Genomic DNA, 26063 nt, shown 5'->3' with positions numbered 1-26063 from the left:
TTTTTTTTACGAGAAGACTCAAAATCCTATCTTCAATTCCAAAGGATAGAAGCTTTATGGTAAGATCATCCACTTGATGATCGTTTTTTAGGGTTTTGATGCAAACATGGTCCCCCACATCTTGGCTTCAATACACTTATGAGCAAGCCCCCACTTACGACAATGAGTCGCAATTAAATAAAGTGGTGGAACAACTATCTCTATTGCCTCCCTTAGTGAGCAGCGGAGAAATAAAAATGCTTAAGCATGTTATTGCTAAAGCAGGAAGGGGCGAAGCATTTATTCTACAAGGTGGCGATTGCGCTGAATCATTCAATGATTGTCGTTCAGACATCATCAGCAATAAACTTAAAATTTTACTTCAAATGAGTTTAGTGCTGATTTATGGGATGCGAAAACCCATTATTCGTGTAGGTCGGATTGCAGGTCAGTATGCCAAACCTCGATCTTCCGATTTTGAAACCATAAATGGAGTAACGCTTCCTAGCTATCGAGGCGATTTAGTCAATTCGCCAGAATTTAACGAAGAAGCTCGTAAACCAAATCCAAAGCTCATGTTGCAGGGTTATAGTTGTGCTGCAATGACGCTGAATTTTATTCGTGCTTTATTAGCCGGTGGCTTTGCTGATTTACATCATCCCCAGCGCTGGGATCTACGCTTTGTTGAGCATTCACCTCAAGCCGATGAATACCATGCTATTGTACGTTCTATTGCCGATTCGCTTGATTTTCTAAACTCCATTGAAGGCTTGCAGAACAGTCAATTGAGTCATGTGGATTTTTTCACTTCTCACGAAGCACTGCATTTGCATTATGAGCAAGCCCTTACTCGAAAGTTGCACGATGGCAAATGGTATAATTTATCCACGCATCTTCCCTGGATTGGAATGCGCACTGCCAAACCAGAAAGTTCCCATATTGAGTTTCTTCGTGGGGTTGAAAATCCCATCGGAATCAAGGTAGGTCCAAGTACAACTCCTGATTGGCTCATGGATTTAATTAAAACCTTAAACCCAAACCGTGAAGAAGGTCGCCTGCTATTAATCAGCCGCATGGGGGCAAACGATATTATCAAACGCCTACCTCCTTTAATTACAGCCGCAAAAGCAACAAAAACTCCGGTTACTTGGTCTTGTGATCCCATGCATGGGAACACCGAATCCACTGATGACGGCATTAAAACAAGGCATTTTGATAACATTTTAAGTGAGTTACAACAAGCGTTAAAAATTCACCATGAATTAGATAGTCATTTAGGTGGGGTTCACTTTGAATTAACCGGAGAAAATGTGACGGAATGCATTGGTGGAGCTCGGGGCTTATCTGCATCCGATTTAAAAGATGCCTATCATACCTTAGTTGATCCCCGTTTAAATTATGAACAATCGCTCGAAATGGCCATTCAGCTAAGTCGCCAATTTAGGGAATAACTTAGAAAAAATCGTAACTTCCCAGGTATATTTCAATAGCTTTCTTTCCACTGCACGTATAGTGCGTGGGGAGAGGATTGAGAGAGGCTATAGAAAATCTTTTAAATGCTCTGGTATACGTTGATCCAACCAAAATTCAGGCATTCCTGGAATATTTCCAGCAATAAATCCAACATGCCCTCCTTTTTTACTGAGCTCAAGAATAACATCCGGTGATAGTTCTTCTGGGCTTGGAATAATCTCAGGAGTCATAAAAGGATCGTCAAGGGCGTGAATAATCAAGGTAGGTGTATGGATTTTCTCTAAGTATTGACGCGAGCTCGCCTCACGATAATAAGCATGAACATTCGGGAATCCATGCAAGGGAGCGGTTACATACTCATCAAACGTCCAAAAACAATGGAGTGAATCGATATTTTTTATACCAGGCGGCATTTCTTTTTTATAAAGCTGAATTTTACGGTTTAAAATCCAGCGCATTTCGCGAAGCAAATACGTTTGATAAAATCGTGATAAGCCTTGATTCATTCGATCGGCTGCTAATCGTAGCTGAAACGGAACGGATATAGCTACGCCCGTTTGAACATAAGCTTGCTTTCCTTGTTCACCAAACCATTTTAAAAGAACATTCCCCCCAAGCGAGATCCCAACTATTGCTTTTTTGGTATTCGGCTCACGAGCACAAAGAAGCTTAACAACGTGATCGAGATCTTTTGTGTCTCCAGAGTGGTATGCTCGTGGAAAACGATTGGGCTCGTTACTCGCTCCCCGAAAAAGCATTAATGCAACACGCCAGCCGCTGTGATTAAACGATTCAAACAAACGAGGAACATATGGGGATTGTAAGCCTCCGCCAAGACCATGAAGCAAAATAACGAGCGGGGCATTCGTCTCTAGCCCTTGAATTGACCAAGCGAGATCGACAAAATCCCCATCCGGAAGTTCAATCCGTTCAATATGATCAACCGCTGCTTTTCCCTTATGTGTTAAGGTTGGGAAAACGGTTTGGGCATGAGGGTTTGCCAACCACCAAGCCGGTTTAAATAAGCTATCCCTTATCATTCCACCCCAGTTGTATGATATCGTGGGCTATACTCATGCACCGTTTCCACCATCACCTCTACATGCTCAGGTGGGATATCGGGCGTGATGCCATGCCCTAAATTAAACACATGGCCTGAGCCATGACCAAATGAACGAAGTACCTTCTTTACTTGCCTTTGGATACAACTTGGATTAGCTCGCAACACAGCAGGATCAAGATTTCCCTGCAATGCCACACGATCACCGACTTGCTGTCTGGCCAGCCTGATGTCTGTAGTCCAGTCTAATCCCAGCGCATCACAACCGCTTTCAGCCATCTCAGTTAGCCATTGACCACCTCCTTTAGTGAATAAAATAACCGGTATATCTGGAAATTCACGTTTAAGGTCTTCTACAATGGCTTTCATGTACTTTAAAGAATAGTCTTGGTAGTTAGAAGTTGTCAAAATTCCGCCCCAAGTGTCAAAAATCATTAACGCATTCACACCCGATTTAACTTGTTCTTTTAAATAATCAACAATGGCTGTACTCAATTTCATTAGTAATTGGTGCATCGCTTCAGGGTGACAATAAAGGAGGTTTAAAGTCTCTTTAAAATCACGAGAGCTACTCCCTTCCACCATATAACAAGCCAAAGTCCAAGGGCTTCCGGAAAATCCTATTAAAGGCAAGTCTTCTGGCATTTCTTTACGGATTAAAGCCGCCGCTTCTAAGACATACGCTAATTCATTTTGAGCTTGTGGAATGGGTAGTTCGTCAATGGCTTTTACAGTTTGAACGGGGCATTTAAAACGAGGCCCTTCGCCTTCAGCAAAGAATAACCCTAACCCCATTGCGTCAGGGATGGTTAATATGTCGGAAAATAAAATGGCCGCATCTAACTTAAAACGACGCAAAGGCTGTAAGGTCACCTCACAAGCAAGCTTTGGATTTTTACATAAACTTAAAAAATCACCTGCTTTGGCTCGAACCTCACGATATTCAGGAAGATATCGTCCTGCTTGACGCATAATCCAAACTGGGGTTCGTTCAACAGGTTTACGTTGTAAACTCCGGATAAATAACGATTGAGTGATATCAGACATAATAAATCATCATAGATACAATAAAGTGTTTAAATTTTAACATGAATCGTTACAAAATTTAGATTTTTCTGATATCGAACTGACGTTAATTAACGATAAGGTTCTTGTATATCCAACCAGCAAACTATACGATCTTTTTATCCTAAATTCGGCAGTTAAATCGTGGAGGTAGATTTAACTGCTGAATTTAGGTTTATTAACACTTATAAAGGAATTACGATGGATAAGCTCGAAATTAACGCCTTAAGCATTACAACGCATATTGGGGTTCATGCATGGGAGCAAAAAATCTTACAGCAGGTTTTAATTGATTTATCATTCCCTATCGATTGCGCTTCAGTCCATGATGAACTGAAAAATACCATTGATTATGATCAAGTCTGTCAGCGAATTACCGATTTTGTAGAATCCAATTCGTTTCAGCTCATCGAAACGGTTGCTGAAAAGGTAGCTCAACTCGTTAAAAATGAGTTTAAAGTAACCCAATTGAGTATTCGGGTTAGTAAACCAAGTGCTATAAAAAACGCAGCGAACGTTAGTGTACACCTAGAGCGCTAGGATTATGTTTGTTTGTGTCGGTAAACTCACGAGAGGGTTGGTTAGAATGCCATAACACCTCATGAACTGGCGTGGGTTTTAAATCGAAATCACTACTTAGTGAAGGACTTAGTCCGCTTTTAGCCATATACCCATAGCTCTCACCAAAACTAGGTGTTGCTCCGGGCTCGGGGGCACTCATAAAGGACAATGCCTTTTCTTTAATACGATACGCATTGAATAAAATTAAACTGCTCTGCAAAATCATCAGCGCCGCACCCACAGCAGGATTGAGCATAATCCCAAAAGCAAGAAGCAGGCCGCCAGCTATCAACATAGTGGTTAGATTATAACCGAAACTCAGCAGTAAATTTTGTTTGATGTGATTCACGGTTTGTTTTGCAACCGTTAAAGCCGTCAGCACCCCTTTCAATGATCCGTTCTCAATTACAGCACCAGCCTGTTCTTGCGAGACTCGATGTCCAATATCGTCCCCTGTGTTGAGTGCTATGCCGACATCACTGGCGGCCAAGGCAGGTGCATCATTCGGGCCATCACCTACCATGGCTACGCAATGCCCTTCATCTTTTAAGGCTCGGATAAAACTCATTTTAGGATTTTTATCATCCGATTGTGAGCCACGAAGACCAGCACTAATATTGCTTTCTGCAATACCGAGTTCGGCAGCATATCGTTTGGCGGTTGATTCATCTGCCCCAGTACATACACAAACAGTTTTACCATGCGCCTTTAAATAATTAACAACAAAACGTGCATCCTCCCTAAGTGGATCAGTTAAGTGTATATGGCCAATGATCTTATTATCTTTCGCTAAGTAAACCAGACTATCCCCTACTTTTAAGTCTTGGTTTGCCTGTTCGATATCGATACCAGCTTGAGATAAGAGGCTTTTGCTTCCTAGAATAAAAAGGCTTCCGTTAATAGTTGCTGTAATACCAGGGTTCATTTGTCGCAAACCAGCTAGTTTCAAAGATTCATCGAGTCTCACGGGTTTCTTTGCAATGTAGTTACGTATTGCGTTTGCAACTGGGTGAGGAGATTGCTTTTCTAATATTGCCAAATATGACAGAAACTCCGTTTCTGTCGTACCGCTATCAGAACGAATTACAATGGATTTAACTTCAGGCTTACCTTCAGTTAACGTGCCATGAAGATCAAACACAACGGTATCCACTTGATTGGATAGCTCACCGATTTCTTCTAAGATTTTCGTACTTTTATATTCAACCCCGTGCTTCGATGCTTTATCCATTCCAATTTTAACAGCAAGAGGAATGATCATTCCAAGTGTACAAGGACAAGCAGAAACCAATACGGCAATCGCACACTGTATCGCCAATGTTACTGGAAAAAAACAGCTGATAATGGTCAAAGACAATAGAGAAAGCAACAACACAGCGGGAATAAAGTAGTGCAATATTTTTTTGGCTATGGTCTGCAAAGGAGGCTTTTGATTAGCTTCTTGGATTTGTTGATCAAAACGTGCTAGATAAGAATTGACTGGCAGCTTCATTACCCGCATTCTTAGTGGAGCTGAGTCTGCGGCTAAAAACATACCGGCCAATAGACCCTCATCTTTCTTAAGTGATCGAGGCATTCGTGCGCCGGAATCAATGGTATCATAAACGGATACTTCATCAGATAATGCTATCCCATCAACAGGAATTACCTCTCCAGGTCTAATTTCAATAATCTCATTTAAATGAACTTCAGCAAGTTGTTTAAGTTTATTGTCACCTTTTCCAACCACTCGAACGGTACGCGGGATATAATCTTTAATACTGAGTTCGGAAATAACGGATTGTTTAAGCGATTCTTCAATCGCGAGCCCTAAATGCCGGAATCCAAAGATCATGAGACCTGCATCAAAAATCATTGGCAACCAAGGAAAGAAAAATGCACTAATAGATACTAGAAGCACGGTTAATGTGCTGATAGAAAATAAGGTGTTCATGTTTAATTCTTTCGACTGCTTAAACACCTTAAAGGCATTAGAATAAAATTCCCAACCAAGATAGAGAGTAAACACCGTGCTTATCGCAGCAATTGCAATTAAGGCAGGTAAACTGAAATAAACCCCCATTAAAGATAAGCTCATTAATAAGAGTCCACTCGTAGTACCTAAAGCACCAAGTAACCAGCGTTGCCACAAATTTTTTTTAGGAGGTGTTACAGCCTGTGCTTCCTGACAGACAAATCCTATTTCATCGACCGTTGAAATCACTTTGTTACGAATGAAACTGGGATGATAACGAGAATCAGCAATAATGGTTAATTGCTTTGTGATGGGATCACAACTCACTGAGGTAATTTCATCCAGTTCTTTTAAAGCGAGCTCAATACTTGAAGAACATCCCTTACACTTCATGCCTTCAACAGAGAACTCATAGCAAAGGCCATCTAAATTCTGGAATTTATTAGGTTTGGGCATATATAACCTTACTGCATATAAGACACTAGGCATCCATTTTTCGTATCATTCCCATTATGTTTTCACTACGCGCCACAGCAACTTGTGCCTTTTCCGCTTGAATGCGAGACTCATAAGGCCCAATAATGACACGATACCAGGTAATATTATCCCGTTTTACGGGTGTAATGATAGCATGAAAATCTTTCAAAATGAGCGAAGCTTTCATGCGCTCAGCATCTTGTTTTACTTTAAAAGAAGCAATTTGAACGTAAAACGAACCTTTTTTTTCAGCCGGCATATTGTTCAATTTTGCTTGAGTTGAAAGAGGCGTTGAAGACACCTGTGAAGGCATTTTATTATTCAAAGGCTCCGAATTTGTTGAAAGTTGCGCAGTTTTTAAAGGGGTTTTATTAACAGAGCTGGGAGTTGCCGTATGCTCCTTCGCTAATAAAGTGTAAAACTCAAATTTAGGTTTAGGTAGCTCATGATGTTGCACCATTACATGAGCTTGCGGTTTGCTTTGGCTGGGTATCAAATGATGCCCAAGCCAATCTCGAACCTGTTCGATGGTCACAAAAGACGCCATTAAATAACCACAGATAAAAGAAGCCAGAATAAAGCTTACTGATCTAAATATGCCATTAGACTGAGTGGATCTTTTTTTACTGTTATATTCTTTTGCCATCTGATATTCCACAATATTTTGCGCCACCCTCCCCTAAAGAACTTCAACCTTATTCCCCCTCGCTTCGGAAGCGGGGAAAGGGTGCCCGTAGAGAGGGAGGGCTCTCGCCAAGTCCTTTCTTATGTAACTAATAAGCTCCTAAACCAAAACTCCATCTGACGTAACGCATTCAATTTCCCTACATACTTTCTGGTGCCGATACCCCCACAATAGCCATGCCATTTTTTAGCACTTGTTGAACCGCTTTTAATAAGCACAACCGAGCATATCGCAATTCCTCTGGCTCACACAGCAAAGGTACTGCGTTATAGTAACTATGTAAACCGGTTGCTAATTCTCGTAAATAATACGCAAGCTGATGCGGTTCAGAAGCTTTTGCGGATGCTTCTATGACTTCAGGGTAGCGGCTAATGAGCGCGATGAGATCCATTTCATGAACTTGGACCAACAAATCGACCTGTTCAAGCCCTTTTTCTTGATCCCAACTAAGACCTCGTTCTTCTAATTGCCTTAATACACTGCAAATTCGGGCGTGAGCATACTGGATATAATATACTGGATTTTCATTTGATTTTGATTTGGCCAAATCCAAATCAAAATCCATATGCTGTTCAGGTTTTCTAATGACATAAAAAAACCTAGCCGCATCATTACCCACTTCATTTCGCAATTCACGTAGCGTTACAAAGGAACCACTGCGCGTAGACATTTGTAAGCGCTCGCCACCACGGTACAAAATAGCAAACTGCACCAGTAATACGTCTAATGCGCGTTCATCATGACCAAGAGCTGTAACGGCTGCACGCACTCGAGTCAGATAACCATGATGATCGGCACCAAAAATGTCAATCACGCGATCAAAGCCTCGATCATACTTATTCCAGTGATAAGCCACATCCGATGCAAAATACGTAGTCTGGCCGTTAGCGCGAATTAATACGCGATCTTTTTCATCACCAAACTTCGTCGCTTTAAACCATAGGGCGCCAGCTTGCTCATAAGTATGGCCATGATCCACTAAGGCTTGAATGCCTTTGGCAATTGAACCATCGTCCATTAAGGATTGTTCTGAAAACCAACAATCATACTCCACACCAAACTCGGCTAAATCGGCTTTTATATCCTGCAATACATAGTCGAGGGCTGCACGATGAAACACCAGAAAACCAGATTCACCTAAGAGTTTTTGAGCCGATTTGATCATCGCATCGATATAATGTTCTTTATCGCCACCTTGTGGCTCATCAGGGGGCAAATCAGCCGAAAGCGCGTACCAACTATGTACGTAGTCTAATTCATGAAGCTCGAGCATTTGACGAGCAATATCTTTTACGTATTCACCCTTATATCCGTTAGCAGGGAAAATGATGGGTTGCTCAGCTAATTCAAGATAACGTAACCAAACACTCACCGCCAAAATATTCATTTGACGGCCTGCATCATTCACATAATATTCGCGACTCACCTCAAAGCCTGCCGCACTTAAGAGATTTGCAAGGGTTGCGCCAAAAGCAGCACTCCGCCCATGACCAACATGTAAAGGCCCAGTAGGATTGGCAGAGACGTATTCTAAAATGACTTTCTGCCCTTGACCTAACTGAGATTGTCCATAGCGCTCGCCTTCTGATAATATGGTCGCAATAATTTGAGCACGTTCAGCGGCTTTCATAAAGAAATTAATAAATCCAGGTCCGGCAATTTCCACCCGCTCCACAAGCGGATGCTCTGGAATGGCCTTAACCATAATCTCTGCCAATTGCCTAGGCGACTTTCCACTTGGCTTTGCTAAGACCAAAGCAAGATTAGAAGCATAATCCCCATGACTTTTATCTTTGGTGCGCTCAACTTTAATATCCACTGAGACGTCTTGGGGTATTAACTCCGACTGTTTCATGTCGAGAACTACATTGGCCAGAATTTCTTCAACCGTTGCTTTCATGCCTTTTATTCATCTATAAAAAAAGTAGTTATTATGCGCTTTTTTCTAACAGTTGCAAAGGACTTATCCCAGGATTTTTTACATCTTTGCATAACTATTTTTTACGTAACCATCTTGCGATAATAAAATAGCAATGGGTCTGGTTGCTTCGAAATGCGCGAAAACAATCATCATCATAACGGTGATGGGAACCGATAAAAACATGCCTAAAATTCCCCAAATGGCCCCCCATAATCCCAAAGCAAATAAAATCACAAGCGGACTTAGATTTAATGATTTACTTAAATAACGAGGCTCCACAAAATTTCCAATCACAAACTGAATCATTACAATACCCGAGGTTACAATGAAAAATGGCAGCCAAGTTTCGAATTGAATGAGGGCAAGCAGAGCAGGAAAAGCCGTAGCAATAATGGCTCCAATATTCGGAATATAATTAAGAAAAAAGATTAACAAGGCCCAAAACTCTGCAAAATCGAGTCCCACCCATTTCATAATGATCCAACTCGCCGTCGCCGTTAAAAGACTCATGAGCGTTTTAATACCCAGATAGGTTTGAGTATCCTTAACAATGTGGGTAATGATGCTATCCACCACTTGACGGTGAGCGGGTTGTGGAAATAACGCGTGGATTTTTTGGCTAAAGTAATGCTGCTCGATAAATAAAAAGACGATGTATAAGACAATAAGTACCGCAGAGCCTGTAATCGTAGTAAATACCCCATAAATATTAAGTAAAATTCCCTGAACGCTTAAATTTTTGAAATAATTATCCAAACTCGCAAGCAGTTTGACGTGTAAACTCGTATCTAATGAATTCAAAATGTTCGTGAGATTTTCTTGATAACGCGAAGACGCGATAATGACTTCATTGACGTTGTTGGTAATAATGTCAATTAAAATCTTAACAAAAATTATAACCACCATTAAAGACAATACCATGCTCAACCAATAAGGAAGTTTCGCCCCTATTGCTGGTGTTCGCTGGATGGCATTGTGTATGGTGTTTAATAAATTCCAAATAAAAATCGCAATGATTAAAGGAATTAAAAGACCTCGACCGGCCATCAAAAGATAGCCCGTAATCCAGACAATCAAAAGACCCGCCGCAATGGATAACGTGCGATTCATTTCGCAAAACTCCTTTTAAAAAACATCACCACCTAATATCAACTAGGCTCCCTTACTGAGCAGATGAAAATTCTACTCATAAGGTTTGTTGCTGCCCACAATCCTGCTATTATTTTTCTTTTTGCAATGATTCGTATCATACCGTGTTGACATCCCCTTGTGAAACATTACCCGGCGTAGGCCCAACGCTTGGAGCAAAACTCGCTAAATGCGGTATTCATACCGTCCAGGACTTATTATTTCATCTTCCCTTTCGTTATCAAGATAGAACGCGCATAACGCCGATACAAGACCTACGCCCGGACCATTGGTGCGTCATATCGGGGCGTATTTGTAAAACGGAAATCAAGTACGGTAAGCGCATGATGCTTTATTGTTATGTTGAAGATAAAACCGGTGTGTTAATGCTTCGCTTTTTTCACTTTAATAAGCAACAGATTAAACACCTTAATGAAAGCCATACGGTGCGTGCGTTTGGTGAAGTTCGAGAATTTGCGAACCAATTTGAAATGATCCATCCTGAATATCAACTTCTAAAAGAAGGCGAACAATGCTTAGTCGAAGAAACGTTAACCCCCATTTACCCATCGACACAAGGTCTTAGCCAAACAAGGCTTAGACAGTTAGTGAAACTAGCGCTTAACGCATGTCTTCAACAACTAGACCAATTGGAGTGGATGGATGATACACTTTTACACAAGCAAATGATGATGCCCATCGGGCAAGCGATTCAATGTCTACACACTCCACCTCCCGATACGTCTATTCACATGCTCGAAACGGGTAAACACCCTGGTTTGAAGCGACTGGTATTTGATGAGCTGCTCGCACAACGCTTAAGTATGCAATTTGCTCGACAACATCGAAGAAGCTTGGTTGCTCCAAGTTTAGCGTTCAACCAAGACCTTCTAGAGCAATTTATAAAGTTATTACCTTTCTCTTTAACCGGTGCGCAACAGCGAGTTTATGAAGAGATTAAGGAAGACCTTGCTTCCACAAAACCCATGTTGCGATTAGTACAAGGTGATGTTGGCGCAGGAAAAACCGTGGTTGCAGCCCTCGCTGCTTTGCATACGATAGCAAATGGTTTTCAAGTCGCTTTGATGGCCCCTACCGATATTTTGAGTGAACAACATCACGAAAATCTAACACGCTGGTTTACCCAACTTGGATTATCCGTTCGACGTTTAAGTGGAAAAATGAAAGCTAGAGAGCGCAAAGAAGCTTTAGCTGCGCTCCTAAACCATGAATGTCAATTAATTATCGGCACGCACGCCTTGTTTCAATCGGGTGTTGAATTTGCCAAGCTTGGACTTGTCATTATTGACGAACAACATCGTTTTGGGGTTGAACAACGACTGGCTTTACATCAGAAAGGCCTTGATGAAAACCACTGTCCGCATCAACTACTCTTAACTGCCACGCCAATCCCACGCACACTAGCCATGACACAATTTGCCCACATTGATTTATCCATATTAAATGAATTACCCCCAGGACGAACCCCGATAATCACAGCCGTTCTTAACCAAACCAAACGCCAACGAGTTATTGACCGGCTAAAATCGGCAATCGTTGATGGCAAGCAAGCTTACTGGGTCTGCACGCTCATCGAAGATTCTGAAAAACTGCAATGTATGGCTGCAACCAATACCGCAGAAACCCTACAAACTTTGCTGCCTGAAGTTAGGGTTGGCCTTCTACATGGCCGAATGAAATCTAGTGAAAAAGAGGCAACCATGTGCGCCTTTAAAGAAGGTGAGATACAATTACTTGTCGCGACAACTGTAATTGAAGTGGGCGTTGATGTTCCTAATGCCAGTTTGATGATTATAGAAAACGCTGAACGATTAGGATTGTCTCAGCTCCACCAATTACGAGGCCGGGTCGGGCGAGGAAGTAAGCAATCTCACTGTCTTTTGCTATATCAAGCGCCTTTATCAGAAGTTGGCCAAGAACGTTTAAAACTGATGCGTGAAACGACCGATGGTTTTCTTATTGCTGAAAAAGATTTAGAGCTCCGAGGTGCAGGAGAAGTTCTTGGAACACGACAAACAGGTTATCGTCAATTTAAAATTGCTGAATTATCAAGAGACAAAGACCTTCTTCCCATGCTTGCGCCTATCGCAAAACAATTGGTTGAAGAACACCCTGAAACAGCCGACCACATCGCTAAGCGATGGTTAGGTGTATTTGAAGGGTTCTTAGGCGGCTAAGCCTTGTTAAATTCATACTTCTTTTCAGCTCCTTGATTTGAAACATTTCTAGTAGCTTATTTTTTGAATGACCTGACTATCCTTTCTGTGGATAACTTTCGCAGTTATTTTACGTAATAATTCCATAAGATCCATTGACATTCATAAGCTACTGTTTTTTAAGTTAATTTATAAAAAACATACCCTTTGCATGCCGTACATTATCCACAAATTCTGTGGATAATCCTGTGCAAACCATATGAAAATTAATTGCATGCATCATTTATATTTGCCAGTGCGTTCAAAGGAGAACTCGCTGATCCTTGGCTGAGATCTTGAAAACCGCTAAACTAAGTTGAGTTCGGATCATCTGAAATTCGGCAGTTGAATCGTCGCGAGAGCAGCTAATGGGCTGAAAATCTCTTGAAGATTCAGTGCAGTCGCTGTTCGAAGTAGAGTTAACTGGCCGAATTTAGGATTAGGTATCCATGTCTTCTTTGATATTAGAACATCCACGGATGTTCTGATGTTAGACACATTAAACTAACTACAATTTTCTAAAGAGTTCAACGTGACCCACGACGAGCGATATTATCAAGCAAAAAAAGTGACTCTTATTGGTGCTATAGTGAATGCTCTTTTGGGTCTTTTTAAAGTAACTGGCGGCATTCTCTATAACTCGCATGCCTTGATAGCGGACGGAATTCATTCGTTTTCCGATTTAGTGACGGATGTCATGGTTATATTCGCATCAAAATTCGGCAGTCAAGAAGCGGATGAATCCCACCCTTATGGTCATCAACGGATTGAAACCGCAGCGACCTTGTTATTGGCACTCTTTCTTATTTTGGCAGGCACAGGTATTGCTTGGGATGCTTTGATTGAAATTATAACCAAAACGCACGATCAACCCGAATTTTTAGCTATTCCAATCGCCTTGATTTCTATTCTTGCGAATGAAGGGTTATTTCATTACACACTAAATGTGGGCCGTCACATCCAATCGGATTTAGTGACAGCTAATGCCTGGCATCATCGCTCTGATGCCGCTTCTTCTATAGTTGTATTGGTAGGGCTTGCGGGGAGCCTTGCTGGATTTTCGTATCTTGATGCCGTAGCTGCCATTATTGTGGGCGCTATGATCATTAAAATGGGACTAGATTATGGCTGGAATAGCGTGAAAGAATTGGTGGACACGGCCGTTGAGCCGGATACCCTTGAGCGCATTCAAACGATCATTAAAGAAGTCGATGGCGTAAAGCGGATCCATCAACTACGCAGTCGAATGATGGGTAAAGACATCCTCGTGGATGTGCACATTCTTGTAGCACCTAAAATCTCCGTTTCAGAAGGTCACTTCATTGCCCAAAGGGTTCATAATTGCTTGGTAGAGCAATTAGATGAGGTTAAAGACGTGACAGTCCATGTTGATCCCGAAGACGATGAAGTAGTTTGCCCTTCAGTAGATTTGCCTAATCGTCAAATCATTGAAAAAAGCTACTTACTCCCCTGGCAAAAAAAATTTCCTGCCATTCAATCCTGGAAAATCCATTATTTAGATGGAAAACTCGAGATTGAATTGTGCTGTGAGGCACAGTTTACTGATTGGGATTCTTTAAAAAAACAAGTCAAACACGATCTTAAAGACAACCAAGATTTTAGAAGCGTAAGCTTATTAAATAAAGAACATATAATCGAGTTTTAACCTTGCCCTGGCTCTGAAGGATTATTTCACGACAAGAGATTTGCTTTAGAAAAAGCTTGCTAAATACAGTTTGTGAAAATATTATTCACAATTTTATATGCTGTCAAACGCATTGGAGTTCAACGCATGGCGACTGCTTCTTTAAAGCTTTTTTTTGCAATTAGTATTTTTGCTGTCATTCTAATGGCAGGTTGGTATCCTTTAAAAAAACGTCTACTTAAGGAAGAACATTTTGATTTTCCTCTTGGCGAAACACTAGCTACCGGTGTGTTTTTAGGGGCGGCATTAATGCACATGTTGCCCGAGTCCAATGCGATGTTTTTAAAGATGGGTTACGCTTATCCTTACGCGTACATAATAACCGGACTGGTCTTTCTAATTTTTCTATGGTTTGAGCATCTTGGCAAAGAGCTTTATCATCATCATGATGCAGATCATCCAGCATTTGCCTTATTAGCCTGGGTAATGCTGTCTTTTCATTCCCTGGTTCTCGCCACAGCGTTGGGCTTTAGTCATGAGTATCCCGTGGTCATCATGTTATTTTTGGCAATCATTACTCATAAATGGGCTGAAAGTTTTGCCATTGCTGTGCAACTCAGTAAAAGCAGCTTAAGTCCTCGAACCAGTGTGATTTTCTTCCTTTTATTTGCTTTTATGACTCCTCTTGGAATTTTTATTGGTTGGTATTTCAATCAAGGCGTAGAAACCGATTCATTAATTGATCCTATTTTAGTAGCACTCTCTGCTGGAACCTTCTTATATTTAGGCACATTACATGGTTTGGAGCGTTGTGTTATGGTTGAACGGTGCTGTAATTTACGACACTTTAGTTTTGTAATTATTGGATTTTTATTAATGGCATCGGTTGCAGCTTATGTCTGATCTGATTCATCAAGCACAACTCATCTTAGCTTCGGGCTCAGTGCATCGCCATAAACTCTTAAAACAAGTTGGTTTAAGCATTGAGACCCATCCTTCAAAAGTCGATGAAGATGTGATAAAAAAAGCGTTTCGCGGTAATGAGTATAGTGAGTTAGCCCTTCAATTGGCTCGAGAAAAAGGTTTATCGGTTAGCGATTTTTTCCCCAAGGCAGGAGTAATTGCAGCCGATCAATTGTGTCTTTGTGAAAATACCATTCTTGATAAACCGCTTACTCATGAGAGAGCGCACGCACAATTAAGTTTTTTAAGCGGCAAGACCCACCATCTTCTATCTGCCGTTTGTCTTGTTTATCAAAAATCCGTTGTATGGCAACACTTAGACATTATCACGCTCTCCATGCGTTCCTTATCATCTGACGTTATTGACCAATACTTAAAACTAGACAAACCTTATCAAAGCTGTGGATCGTATCATTTTGAAGGATTAGGGAAATGGCTCTTTGAAGAAGCTACTGGTAATGAAGCAGCGATTGTTGGCTTACCCATTTTACCCTTACTCAATGCGTTAATCGAACAAGGGTTTGTTCATTTCAAGACTTAAGAAGCCTTGATTCCTAACTAGGAACACGAATATTTAAGGGCTCAGCGTTTACCCCTTCTTTAATCGCATCATATCCCTCGCGATGATTGGCGATGTAAACTAACGTCCATTCACTCACCATCGAAGCATCTCCAAATACACAAACTCCAGCCTGTCCCAGATGATTGACAAACCCACCGCTGGTGATAAAGGTAATTGAAGCTCCACCGAGGTTTTTACACACATTTGTACCAGGATTACTAAATTCTCCTTTCCATAAAGGAGAATCTATACCGATTTCACCCAAACGCTTAATATAAGTAGCAGCAATACTCGGTTTATCAGAAGAAAACGTTTCAAGCCCGACAGAAGCAAAGTAATTTTCACCATAAAAATTACAAAAATCTTTGGACGCCCCATTCACATAACGTCCTGGCACCAAGTATTGTGCAGGCATCGACTCAACCACCCCACCTTTCTCTTGGCAATACCGCGCGTGGTCATCATAATCATTGGCGAAAACATGCGCTGAATAAACCAACGTAGAAGAGAACAGTACGGCCAGACCGATGTTTTTTACTTGAAACATATTACCTCCAATCAATAGCTGGGTTTATAGCTAAAAACCCGACTTTACCGTCGTTAGATTTAAAAATAAGTTTTTAGGCACGTTAACCTTTCGAAATGATTTGCTTGCCACCCATATAGGGCTGTAATACCTCAGGAATTAAAATATTTCCCTCTTCATCCTGATAATTTTCTAGGATAGCAACCAAAGTTCGCCCCACAGCAAGTCCTGAACCATTTAGCGTATGAACTAATTCAATTTGCTCCGTTTCAGGACTTCGAAAGCGAGCCTGCATTCTGCGAGCTTGAAAAGATTCCATATTACTGCAAGAAGAAATTTCACGATACGTATTTTGACTTGGCAACCACACTTCCAAATCATACGTTTTAGCAGCTCCTGCGCCCAAATCTCCCGTGCATAAGGTCATGACCCGATAGGGCAAATTTAATCGTTGCAAAATAGCTTCAGCATGCGAAGTTAATTGCTCTAAAGCATCATAAGATTGTTCAGGCTTCGTGATCCAAACGAGTTCTACTTTCTCAAATTGATGCTGACGTATCATGCCTTTCGTATCTTTGCCGTAAGAGCCTGCCTCACTACGAAAACAAGGCGAATGACATACCAAACGAAGGGGAAGCTCTTCAGCAGTTAAAATTTTATTACGAACCGTATTGGTGACTGGAATTTCCGCTGTTGAGGTTAAGTAATAACTTTGTTCGCCAGCAAGTTTAAATAAGTCTTCTTCAAATTTAGGTAATTGACCCGTCCCTCGTAAGCTATCTGCATTCACAATATAAGGAACGTAAATTTCAGTATAAGCATGATTCAGGGTATGAACATCGAGCATAAATTGGCTCAGTGCACGATGAAGTCTAGCCAACTCAGCTTTCAATACTACGAAGCGACTTCCTGTAATTTTTGCTGCGAGACTAAAATCCATTTGATCTAGTGCTTCTCCGAGCTCATCATGAGATTTAATCTTAAAATCCATGGTTGGGATAGCACCCCAGCGCCGCATTTCGACATTACCTTCTTCATTTTCGCCAAGAGGAACGGTTTCGTGGGGTAGATTGGGAAGGCTAAGATTAATGGCTTCTAACTTCTCTAACACCTCATCCAACGATTTCTTTTTCTCCTCAAGCTCAGCACTCATTCGGGTGACTTCTTCGCGCATGGGCGTAATATCTTCATTTCGAGCTTTAGCTTGTCCAATGGCTTTTGAACGAAGATTGCGCTCATTCTGCAGAGCTTGGGTCGCAATTTGCAATGATTTTCGTTGCTCTTCCAGTGACTTATACGCTTCCACATCAAACGAAAACCCTCTCGTGGCTAACGCCATAGCAACCTGTTCAGGATTGGTTCGTAATAAATGGGGATCTAACATCTTAACTCACCTCGGCTAGCCATTGTAAAATTCTTCCCTTCTCCAGTTTATCCTTAAAATGCGCAATAACTTCATCCACTCGCTTCGGTTCATCAAAAAACTCAAGAACCATGGGTAGATCAAAATGCAAGTCTAGTAAACTGCTTTCACGCGTTTTGCCACTAAGCCCAAATCCTTTCACTCCACGATAAATCGTAGCCCCTTTAATTTTTTGATCATGAAGATAATTAAATAATTCCGGTAAAAGGGGTGATTCTTCACTTAGATAGACTCTAGTTACTTTAACCTGCATTAGCCTCCTCCTATCATTCTTTCCGCTTGAATCCCTAGGATGACCATGAATAAGCTTCCTAAATTGTTTAAGAATAGATTCATTAATGCACCTACCCACTGCTCGTTATGGTAAAGCGCTAAAGTTTCCCAGGCAAAACTCGAAAAAGTGGTGTAAGAGCCTAAAAAACCGACCACGAGAAAGAGCCGCCAATACTCTGCACCAAACGCCATACGCTCTATTAAAAAACTCATGATAAAACCAATGAGAAAGGAACCTAGACTATTAACAAACAGGGTTCCCCAAGGATATCGTGTTCCTAGGGCTAACTGAATCAGTGAGACCGAACCGTATCTTGATAAAGCGCCTAATGCTCCTCCCACAGCGACAGCGAGTGCAGCCTGAAGCACCGCTTATCTCACAATTCCGCGAGTGGCTTTTTGAAGGGCTTCAATCATAGGCTCCACCTCGATGCAATCTTCTCTTAATATTTGCAATTCTGCTATGGCTTGAGCGACAGTCAGCCCTTTGCGAAAAATAATTTTATAGGCACGTCGTAAACAATCAATGGCTTCGGAAGAAAAACCTCTTCTTCTTAAACCCACTGTGTTTATGCCACAAGCTGAGGTCGAATGGCCAGCAATCATAACATAAGGCACCACATCTTTGGTGACATACGTCGCTCGAGCAATAAAGGCATATGACCCTACATGGCAAAATTGATGAATAGCCGCATAAGCACCAATATTGGCATAGTTTTCGACTGTTACATGACCGGATAAAGCAGAATAATTCACCATGAGGTTATGATTTCCAACCATGCAGTCATGTCCAATGTGCGTGTACGCCATTAGAAAATTATTATTTCCTATGCGAGTTAAGCCCCCTCCTTTAACGGTTCCACGACTAATCATCGTAAACTCGCGGATGATGTTGTTATCGCCAATTTCTAGGCGGGTAGGCTCGCCCTTGTATGTGATGTCTTGCGGTGCATCGCCTACAGATGCGAACTGAAAAATCTTATTATGCTTACCAATGATTGTTGGCCCCTGAATCACCGCATGCGGTCCAATCCACGTGCCTTCGCCAATTTCAACCCCTTCCCCAATAATCGTTCCAGGACCTACCGAGACCCCCTCAGCTAATTTTGCTTTGGGGTGAATAATTGCATGCTCACTTATCACGTTTAATTTCCTTCGCCGCACTCATTAATTCCGCAGAGCAAACCACTTTGTCATCAACATAGGCTTCCCCCTGCATGCGCCAAAAATCTCTTTTTTGTCCAATCAATTTTACTTCTAAACGCAACTGATCCCCTGGTACGACAATTTGTTTAAATTTAGCTTTGTCAATGCCCGCAAAGAAATAAAGAAAATCATGACCATCGGATGGCGTGCGTGATAAATTAGACAATATAGCGCTGGCCTGTGCTAGTGCTTCTAGCATTAATACACCAGGCATAATGGGATTACCAGGAAAGTGGCCTGTGAAAAAAGGTTCATTAATCGTGACGTTTTTCAATCCAACTAAATAATCAAATTCTTTATAATCTAAAACCCTATCCACCAAAATAAATGGATAGCGATGAGGCAATAAATCCAGCACCCTCGTGATATCGATGGGATCTTTCATAAGAATCTCACTCGTTATTTCTCAATAATGGGAGATTGTAAACTCTCTCCGAGTTAGATGCCAGGAGAAGAGCATAAAAAAATCGCCCAGAATCACTGGGCGACTTTTATGACTACTTCATCCGCTAAGGGATACCGATTGTTTCTTACACCGTTTCCCCATAATGAAGGTTATTTAATCTCCTTCATTACCTTATCCGTCACATCAAGCTTATCAGCACTGTAAGGAGCGGCATCTTTTTGTAAGACAATGTCATATTTATCACTTTTCGCTACTTTTACAATCGCATCACGAATCTTATTGTAAAAAGCTTCCATTTGTTCATTGTGCGCTGCACTTAATTCCTGTTGATATTGTTGGCCTTCACGCTCAAATTGTTGCTGTGCCGCAACAATTTTTCTTTCCAGTTCTTTCCGCTGCTTTTCACTCATCACAGCACTTTCACGCTTAAACTTATCCATATCTGCTTTTAGACTTTCTTCAGCAGCTACTAGCTTGTCACGTCTTGGCTTAAATTCTTTTTCAAGCTTTCCTTGAATTTCTTTCATATGAGGTGAATTTTGCATAATTTTTTGTAAATCAACCACGCCAATTTTACTGCTATCAGCAAAGGCAGCTGCGCTAGAAATTGAAAATAATACGGCTAACAACAACCCAAATCGCTTCATGTTTTCACTCCAGATTGAAGAATAAAAAGAATAATTATTACCTAGGAAATATCCCTAGATGTATTATGAAAAACTAAGATTTTAGACACACGAATTTAATTCATACGCCCCTCACCCGTTACTCAATAAATGCTAGCACAATTCTTTCAGGGATGCGATAACCTTTGACCTGCAACTAGGGCAAACGCAAACGTTAACTTTCTAAACCATAATTTCATCATTTAATACATTAAAAACTTGAAGACAAGGTAAATTGAAAGATTTGTTCTTCGTCTGTTGGCTGCTTGTTCAAAGGTTTCGCAACACTAAAGGCTAAGGGTCCAAAAGGAGAGCGCCATTCCACAGAGACACCACTAGAATATCGTAAGGGGCCTGAAGGTGTTCCAGTTAAAGCAGCAGGTGTATCCTTGGCAAACACGTTTCCTGCATCGGCAAAAATGCTGGTTCGAATATTATCGCGGCTTAAAGGATAAGGAAGAATAAGCCCTATACTTCCATTAACCAGTAAATTGGCGCCTAGGGCATTTCCAAATCTATCTTGTGGGCCTAATGAGTAGCTCTCATAACCACGAACCTGCCCTGGTTGCGCAATACCGCCTGCGAAATAGTTTTCAAAAAACGGTAAACCGGTATCTCTTCTAAAGCCATTACCATACCCAACGTTTCCTAAGAGGGTAAATATAAAACCACGAGTAATTGGGTAGTACATTCTTGCTTGATACGACGCCTTGTAATAATTGAGCGAGTGATCATTTGCTGGCAATGACAACATTGCTCCAGCCTGCTGATTTATTCCCTTGGTCGGATAAGGCATTTGATCATAAGAATTGCGATTCCAACCCGCATTTAATCGGATCTGGCTGAAGTTACGGCCATACAAAGTCACAAAGTTTTGAACCTGTTGCACTAGACCTACCGATTGGATATTTAGGCCTTGATACCCATACCCAAATTGAAGACTATCTTTTTCGCTCAAAAGCATGTTGTAGTTGACTTCACCCCCGAATCGATCGGATGAATAACTAGCCACATCAAGATTCTGTGGGTCAACCTTCTGGAAATATAAACTCACACCTCGGCCAACTCCGGTGTTGGTATAAAAAGGATTATAATAATTGAAAGAGTAGTCCTGCCCCCAGTAACTCGCATTAAAAGCCAAACCAACGGTTCTTCCTGTCCCCATAAAATTATATTGGTTAAAGGATGCATTAAATTGAGGCCCTGTAGTGCCGTAACCTAATGAAGCGCTCGCTTCTGCTGATGGGGCTTCTTCAACCGAAATATCTAAATCTACTTGATTGTTTGCACCAGGCACTGGGGTTGTTTTTACATCTATGTTTTTAAGATAGTTTAATAAACGCAATTGCCGTTCAGATTCTTTAATATTATGTAACGACAAAAGCGCGCCTTCATCTTGGCGAATAATATTTCTTAAAACATAATCACCCGTTTTTGTATTGCCGTGAAAATTTATGCGGCGAACGTAAACGTGGCGACCCGGATCCATCACAAAGGCGATAAACACGGTTTTATTTTCTTCATTAATTCTTGGCTCGGCATTGATAGCTGGAAAACCGTAACCCACATCGCCTAAAGCCATACCAATGGCTGAAATACTCTCGGTAACTTTCTTACGGGAAAATACAGCCCCTTTTTGAACTTGAATCAAAGCGCGTAGTTTTTCTTCAGGAAGTACCGTTTTTCCTACAATCTCATATCCAGAAAAGCGATATTGTGGACCTTCTTCGATATGAATATTGATAAACACATCTTTTTTATCTGGCGATAATAGCACTTGCGAAGAAATGATTTTGAATTTCAAATACCCTCGGTCTAAATAAAACGATCGCAGCGCCTCCAAAGATGCATCCATTGCCGCCTTCGAATATTGATCTTTTTTCGTGAAATACGTAAACATGGTGCTGCTGGATAATGCCAACTGCGATAAAAGCTCATTTTCTGGATAATGATGATTGCCAATGATTTTTATTTCTTTAATGCGAGATACACGACCTTCAGAGATAGTCACATTAATGGCCACGCGATTTTCTGTTAACGTTGTGACGTTACTATCAATTCTTGCGTTATATTTACCGCGTGCATTATAAGCCTGTTTTAATTCCTTCTCTAATCGCTCAAGAGAAGCACGCTGATACACATGACCTTTAACTAACCCAAGCTCTTTTAAAATCTCTTTCATTTTATCACTGGGAATTTCTTTATTTCCCACAACATTAATAGAACCTATTGTGGCACGCTCCACAACATTGACGATTAATGTATTACCTTGACGTTCAAGTACAACTGATTGAAAAAAACCAGTGTCATAGAGCGCTCGAATGATTTTAGGGGTTGAAGATGGGCCAACTTCTTCGCCCACTTGTACTGGAATATAATTTAGGACAGTTCCAACGCTAACTCTCTGTAAGCCGGTGATTTTAATATCACGTACAACAAAACTATCGGCGCCAAAGGCTTGGGTTGATACAAATAGCGCGGCTGAACAACAGGCGCTTAATAAAAAATTTTTACTCATTTTATTCATTATTATTATTTAAATCCGGAACATCTTGCCTAGAAGGGCTAATCAACCTACCAGGAGTTAGTGAAATATCCGTCGCACGTTTATGGTTCAAACTAAATTAAATTGAACCCTTTTATAGGAACTCATTGGCTGTGTCAAGAAAAGGTAACCAACCAACAACAATTCTCGCCCCGAAAGTTCAGCGCAGGGAAAGTCTATCTGCTAGGAGTCAAAATAGACGTTATTTATCCCATTAACCTAGAAATATCGTTGCTGAGTGCAACAACCATCAATGCCATCAACAACAACAAGCCAAGATACATACCCGCCGATTTAACCTCTTCTGACAGTGGCTTTCCTCGAATTGCTTCAATGAGATAATAAAGAAGATGGCCACCATCCAGTACAGGAATAGGCAGTAAATTTAACACAGCTAAACTAATACTCACCAGAGCTAAAAACGATAGATAATACGACAACCCTCCACGCGCTGATTCACCTGCGCCTTGTGCAATACCAACTGGGCCACTTAAGCTCTGGATAGGAAGCTTCCCTATCGCTAAGCGCCCAAGCAACACAAAAGTCGCCCCAGTTAGCTCCATGGTCTGGCTAAAAGACTTTCCTACCGCATGAAACGGGTCTTTTTGCTGTACCCTTAACCAACGTTTAGGCCAATCTACGTGCTGTGATTTTACCCCTAAAAAGCCTTCTTTCTCTCCTTGGCGTTCAGTTAGTCCAATCGTAACGGGAATGGTTTTGGTTTTTTGGCCTCGCATAACCTCTAATTGAATCGTCTGGGCGGGGTGTTCTTGAACAAATTCAACCAACTCCAGCCAATCGGTAATTGTTTTTCCATTAATCGCCGTAATCTTATCCCCAACTCTAAGTCCTGCTTTGGAAGCAGGCGCGTCTTTAACTACCTCACCGACCACTGGGGGAATACTCGGAACAAAAGGAACAATACCAAGACTTTTCAAGAGATCAGGTTTTTTAATTCCGACCTGCCAATCTTTTAAAGGGAGCGTTACAGTATTAATCGCGCCATTATTCAATGATTTAACCTTCAGGTTAATGGACGCATCGCTCCCAAGATAAGGCATAATAGCGTACTGAAAGTCGCGCCAACTATCAATGGATTCATCACCCAGCGCTAGGATTTCATAATTGGGTTTTAACCCCGCCAAATACGCAATGCTCCCTGGCTTAACTTCTTCAATCATAGGCGCTAAAGACTTAAAACCAATAACCCACATGAGCCATAAGGCGAAAAACGCAAACAAAAAATTAAAGAACGGGCCTGCAATGACCACGGCTACTTTTTTCCATAAAGGCTTGTTGTTAAACGCTAGATGACGCTCATGCTCTGGAACCTCACCTTCCGTTTCATCGAGCATTTTGACATAACCGCCCAGCGGAAAAACTGACCAAGCGTATTCGGTTCCCTTCTTCCCCTTCCAACTAAACAATATTTTCCCAAACCCAAAGGAAAAGCGAAGTACCTTTACTCCGCAAAGCCGCGCAACAATAAAATGGCCATATTCATGCACGACAATAAGAATGAATAACGCTAATATAAAATAAAATGCGGTCCACATACTAAAAGCCTGTTGTCAGGACTTGAACGCCCCAAAAGAAAAAGGGAGCAGCAGCAATTAAGCTGTCTAAGCGATCTAAAACCCCACCATGACCTGGAAAAATATGCCCAGTATCTTTTAATTGACACCGGCGCTTCAAGATACTAATGAATAAATCACCAAGCACAGAAATGAGCGCAGTAAACCCCGCTAACAAAAACCAAGCCCCTGGATTCATCGGTTTAAAGTAAAAATAAGCAACAGCTCCTACGACCAAAGATAAAAAAACCCCACCCATCACCCCTTCAATTGTTTTTCCAGGACTAACCTGAGGGATTAACTTTCTTTTTCCGAATGCTTTACCAATCAGATACGCACCCACATCGGCAGCCCAAACCAAACACAATAAGTAAACAATTAAATCTTGACCATTGGGTAATAAGTAAATTGCAGAAAGACTCGCTGCAAAAAGAGGAAGTAATAAAAGACAAGCACCCGCAACCACAATAGGAAAACCCCAGTAAGCTTTAGAAGCTGGGAAAGTAACCACGGCGATTAAAATTAAAAACCAGGCAAATAATCCCACATAAAGCCAATCATGAAGCCACCAGAAGGAAGCACCAACCATTCCAACTAAGCCAAAGATAAAAAAGAGCTTAATCCAAATCGATTTAACCGGCATCAGTGGTAACCATTCCCATCCACCAGCCACAACCAGCGCGAGTAAGACGAACCCGAGTAACCAAGGATAGGCAAAATAGATAGCCAGTAAAACTAAAGGAATTAAAACTAGGGTTGTCAACAATCGTTGCTTAAACATGGTTTTGCTCATGTAGTTGCTTTGAGATTTGGCCGAACCTTCGCTCTCTTAAGCTATAATTTTGTAATGCTTTTTCAAACTCCTCTTCTGAGAAGTCTGGCCAATGCACATCGGAAAAATACAACTCGGTATAGGCCAATTGCCACAAGAAAAAATTACTGATTCGTTGTTCTCCACTGGTTCGAATCAATAAATCAGGATCGCTTAGCTCCCCGCTAGATAAATGCCTGGAAAAGAGTGTTTCATCCATCTCATCCAGGGTGATTTTTTTGTCGGCAATTTGCTCATAAATGTGCTTGGCCGCATGTAAAATATCCCATTTACCACTGTAATTCATCGCCACATTTAAAATCAGTTTTTGATTTTGATCGGTTAATGTTTCGGAAGCATGCATCTGTTGTTGCAACGCTTGAGAAAACTGCGACCGATCACCAATAAACCGCAAAGAAACACCATTCTTGTGTAAAGAATGAATTTCTTTTTTTAAGACGTGTATGAATAACTTCATTAAACAATCCACTTCCTTTTCAGGGCGCCTCCAGTTCTCCGTGCTAAAAGCAAAAAGACTTAATATGCCGATGCCCCTAGCTAAACAAAAATGGATAGTCGATTTAACTTTTTCAATACCCGCACTGTGCCCTTCAACACGTGGTAATCCATGACGTTCAGCCCATCGTCCATTTCCATCCATTACAATCGCCACATGATTGGGAATTTTTTGTTTCAAAATGGAATCTTCGCTTATCGATAAATGGCTCATAGTCTACCCTTTTTATTACAAAAGATTAAGCGAATTGGTGCATGAAGTATGGCCAGCGTCGTGATTTGTTCACTCAAAGAACAATGTGTATTAAGCGAGACTTGTGGTCTAGTCTATTTTAGATCTTAGCCCTTTCTTATTTGTAATAATTGTTATCGCTCCTCATTGAGTCCAGAATCGAAAGTCATTAGTATTAGGGTCTATTAGGTTTATTT

General features: G+C 41.2%; 23 protein-coding genes. 6 read left to right on the top strand and 17 right to left on the bottom strand.

Features of this window, described 5'->3' with window-relative positions; all coding sequences use genetic code 11:
• Window positions 1-98: 98 nt before the first annotated feature.
• Entirely contained in the window at window positions 99-1430 is a 1332-nt protein-coding gene (locus E1O41_RS09700; protein ID WP_131777127.1) for a 3-deoxy-7-phosphoheptulonate synthase class II, read from the top strand.
• Window positions 1431-1517: 87 nt separating this feature from the next.
• On the opposite strand, the gene E1O41_RS09695 is transcribed toward E1O41_RS09700, so the two are convergent.
• Window positions 1518-2492: a hydrolase gene (locus E1O41_RS09695; RefSeq protein ID WP_131777126.1), complete on the bottom strand. Its 975-nt coding sequence runs from the start codon at window positions 2490-2492 to the stop codon at window positions 1518-1520.
• Window positions 2489-3559 carry a uroporphyrinogen decarboxylase gene (hemE, locus tag E1O41_RS09690; RefSeq protein ID WP_131777125.1) on the bottom strand — a complete coding sequence of 357 codons (1071 nt, stop codon included), beginning with the start codon at window positions 3557-3559 and terminating at the stop codon, window positions 2489-2491. Before hemE ends, E1O41_RS09695 begins: the two co-directional genes overlap by 4 nt.
• 219 nt (window positions 3560-3778) lie before the next feature.
• Between hemE and folB the strand changes: the two genes are divergently transcribed.
• Complete coding sequence (folB, locus tag E1O41_RS09685; RefSeq protein ID WP_131777124.1) at window positions 3779-4117, top strand: dihydroneopterin aldolase; 339 nt, start codon at window positions 3779-3781, stop codon at window positions 4115-4117.
• Here folB and E1O41_RS09680 read toward each other — a convergent pair.
• The 4 genes from E1O41_RS09680 to E1O41_RS09665 all read right to left on the bottom strand — a co-directional run bounded on the left by E1O41_RS09680 (window position 4095) and on the right by E1O41_RS09665 (window position 10285).
• A complete protein-coding gene (locus E1O41_RS09680; RefSeq protein ID WP_165481168.1) occupies window positions 4095-6548 on the bottom strand; it encodes a heavy metal translocating P-type ATPase in 2454 nt (817 codons plus the stop codon). The genes folB and E1O41_RS09680 overlap by 23 nt on opposite strands.
• Window positions 6549-6573: 25 nt before the next feature.
• Window positions 6574-7215: an SPOR domain-containing protein gene (locus E1O41_RS09675; protein WP_165481167.1), complete on the bottom strand. Its 642-nt coding sequence runs from the start codon at window positions 7213-7215 to the stop codon at window positions 6574-6576.
• A gap of 178 nt (window positions 7216-7393) precedes the next feature.
• Complete coding sequence (gene argS, locus E1O41_RS09670; protein WP_131777121.1) at window positions 7394-9154, bottom strand: arginine--tRNA ligase; 1761 nt, start codon at window positions 9152-9154, stop codon at window positions 7394-7396.
• A 78-nt stretch (window positions 9155-9232) separates the two neighbouring features.
• Window positions 9233-10285 carry an AI-2E family transporter gene (locus E1O41_RS09665; RefSeq protein WP_131777120.1) on the bottom strand — a complete coding sequence of 351 codons (1053 nt, stop codon included), beginning with the start codon at window positions 10283-10285 and terminating at the stop codon, window positions 9233-9235.
• Between the two features lie 143 nt (window positions 10286-10428).
• Between E1O41_RS09665 and recG the strand changes: the two genes are divergently transcribed.
• The 4 genes from recG to E1O41_RS09645 all read left to right on the top strand — a co-directional run bounded on the left by recG (window position 10429) and on the right by E1O41_RS09645 (window position 15668).
• Window positions 10429-12501 (top strand): ATP-dependent DNA helicase RecG, encoded by a 2073-nt coding sequence (recG, locus tag E1O41_RS09660; RefSeq protein WP_131777119.1) that lies wholly within the window; start codon window positions 10429-10431, stop codon window positions 12499-12501.
• Between the two features lie 550 nt (window positions 12502-13051).
• Window positions 13052-14185 (top strand): cation diffusion facilitator family transporter, encoded by a 1134-nt coding sequence (locus E1O41_RS09655; RefSeq protein WP_131777118.1) that lies wholly within the window; start codon window positions 13052-13054, stop codon window positions 14183-14185.
• A gap of 126 nt (window positions 14186-14311) precedes the next feature.
• A complete protein-coding gene (locus E1O41_RS09650) occupies window positions 14312-15067 on the top strand; it encodes a ZIP family metal transporter (protein WP_131777117.1) in 756 nt (251 codons plus the stop codon).
• Window positions 15060-15668: a Maf family protein gene (locus tag E1O41_RS09645; RefSeq protein WP_131777116.1), complete on the top strand. Its 609-nt coding sequence runs from the start codon at window positions 15060-15062 to the stop codon at window positions 15666-15668. The genes E1O41_RS09650 and E1O41_RS09645 overlap by 8 nt, the downstream gene beginning before the upstream one ends.
• A gap of 13 nt (window positions 15669-15681) precedes the next feature.
• On the opposite strand, the gene E1O41_RS09640 is transcribed toward E1O41_RS09645, so the two are convergent.
• The 11 genes from E1O41_RS09640 to E1O41_RS09590 form a co-directional block, all read right to left on the bottom strand.
• Entirely contained in the window at window positions 15682-16236 is a 555-nt protein-coding gene (locus tag E1O41_RS09640) for a hypothetical protein (protein WP_131777115.1), read from the bottom strand.
• Between the two features lie 82 nt (window positions 16237-16318).
• The gene (serS, locus tag E1O41_RS09635) at window positions 16319-17599 is read right to left on the bottom strand and encodes a serine--tRNA ligase (protein ID WP_131777114.1); all 1281 of its coding nucleotides are present in this window, start codon (window positions 17597-17599) and stop codon (window positions 16319-16321) included.
• A gap of 1 nt (window position 17600) precedes the next feature.
• Window positions 17601-17891: a DUF190 domain-containing protein gene (locus tag E1O41_RS09630; RefSeq protein ID WP_131777113.1), complete on the bottom strand. Its 291-nt coding sequence runs from the start codon at window positions 17889-17891 to the stop codon at window positions 17601-17603.
• Window positions 17891-18280: a fluoride efflux transporter CrcB gene (gene crcB, locus E1O41_RS09625; RefSeq protein WP_131777112.1), complete on the bottom strand. Its 390-nt coding sequence runs from the start codon at window positions 18278-18280 to the stop codon at window positions 17891-17893. The genes E1O41_RS09630 and crcB overlap by 1 nt, the downstream gene beginning before the upstream one ends.
• Before the next feature lie 3 nt (window positions 18281-18283).
• On the bottom strand, window positions 18284-19054 hold the full coding sequence (lpxA, locus tag E1O41_RS09620; RefSeq protein ID WP_131777111.1) for an acyl-ACP--UDP-N-acetylglucosamine O-acyltransferase: 771 nt from the start codon (window positions 19052-19054) through the stop codon (window positions 18284-18286).
• Window positions 19044-19502, bottom strand: a complete 459-nt coding sequence (fabZ, locus tag E1O41_RS09615; protein ID WP_131777110.1) for a 3-hydroxyacyl-ACP dehydratase FabZ — start codon at window positions 19500-19502, stop codon at window positions 19044-19046. Before fabZ ends, lpxA begins: the two co-directional genes overlap by 11 nt.
• Window positions 19503-19672: 170 nt before the next feature.
• Complete coding sequence (locus E1O41_RS09610) at window positions 19673-20170, bottom strand: OmpH/Skp family outer membrane protein (protein WP_131777109.1); 498 nt, start codon at window positions 20168-20170, stop codon at window positions 19673-19675.
• 229 nt (window positions 20171-20399) lie between these two features.
• Entirely contained in the window at window positions 20400-22715 is a 2316-nt protein-coding gene (bamA, locus tag E1O41_RS09605; RefSeq protein WP_131777108.1) for an outer membrane protein assembly factor BamA, read from the bottom strand.
• 224 nt (window positions 22716-22939) lie between these two features.
• Complete coding sequence (gene rseP / locus E1O41_RS09600; protein ID WP_131777107.1) at window positions 22940-24289, bottom strand: RIP metalloprotease RseP; 1350 nt, start codon at window positions 24287-24289, stop codon at window positions 22940-22942.
• A gap of 1 nt (window position 24290) precedes the next feature.
• Entirely contained in the window at window positions 24291-25088 is a 798-nt protein-coding gene (locus E1O41_RS09595) for a phosphatidate cytidylyltransferase (protein ID WP_131777106.1), read from the bottom strand.
• The gene (locus E1O41_RS09590) at window positions 25081-25815 is read right to left on the bottom strand and encodes an isoprenyl transferase (protein WP_131777167.1); all 735 of its coding nucleotides are present in this window, start codon (window positions 25813-25815) and stop codon (window positions 25081-25083) included. Before E1O41_RS09590 ends, E1O41_RS09595 begins: the two co-directional genes overlap by 8 nt.
• Window positions 25816-26063 lie beyond the last annotated feature (248 nt).

This window comes from Legionella impletisoli (assembly GCF_900639875.1).
Lineage (GTDB): Bacteria > Pseudomonadota > Gammaproteobacteria > Legionellales > Legionellaceae > Legionella_A > Legionella_A impletisoli.
The sequence above is the reverse complement of the archived record's forward strand: the minus strand, read 5'-3'. Positions and strand labels throughout refer to the sequence as shown.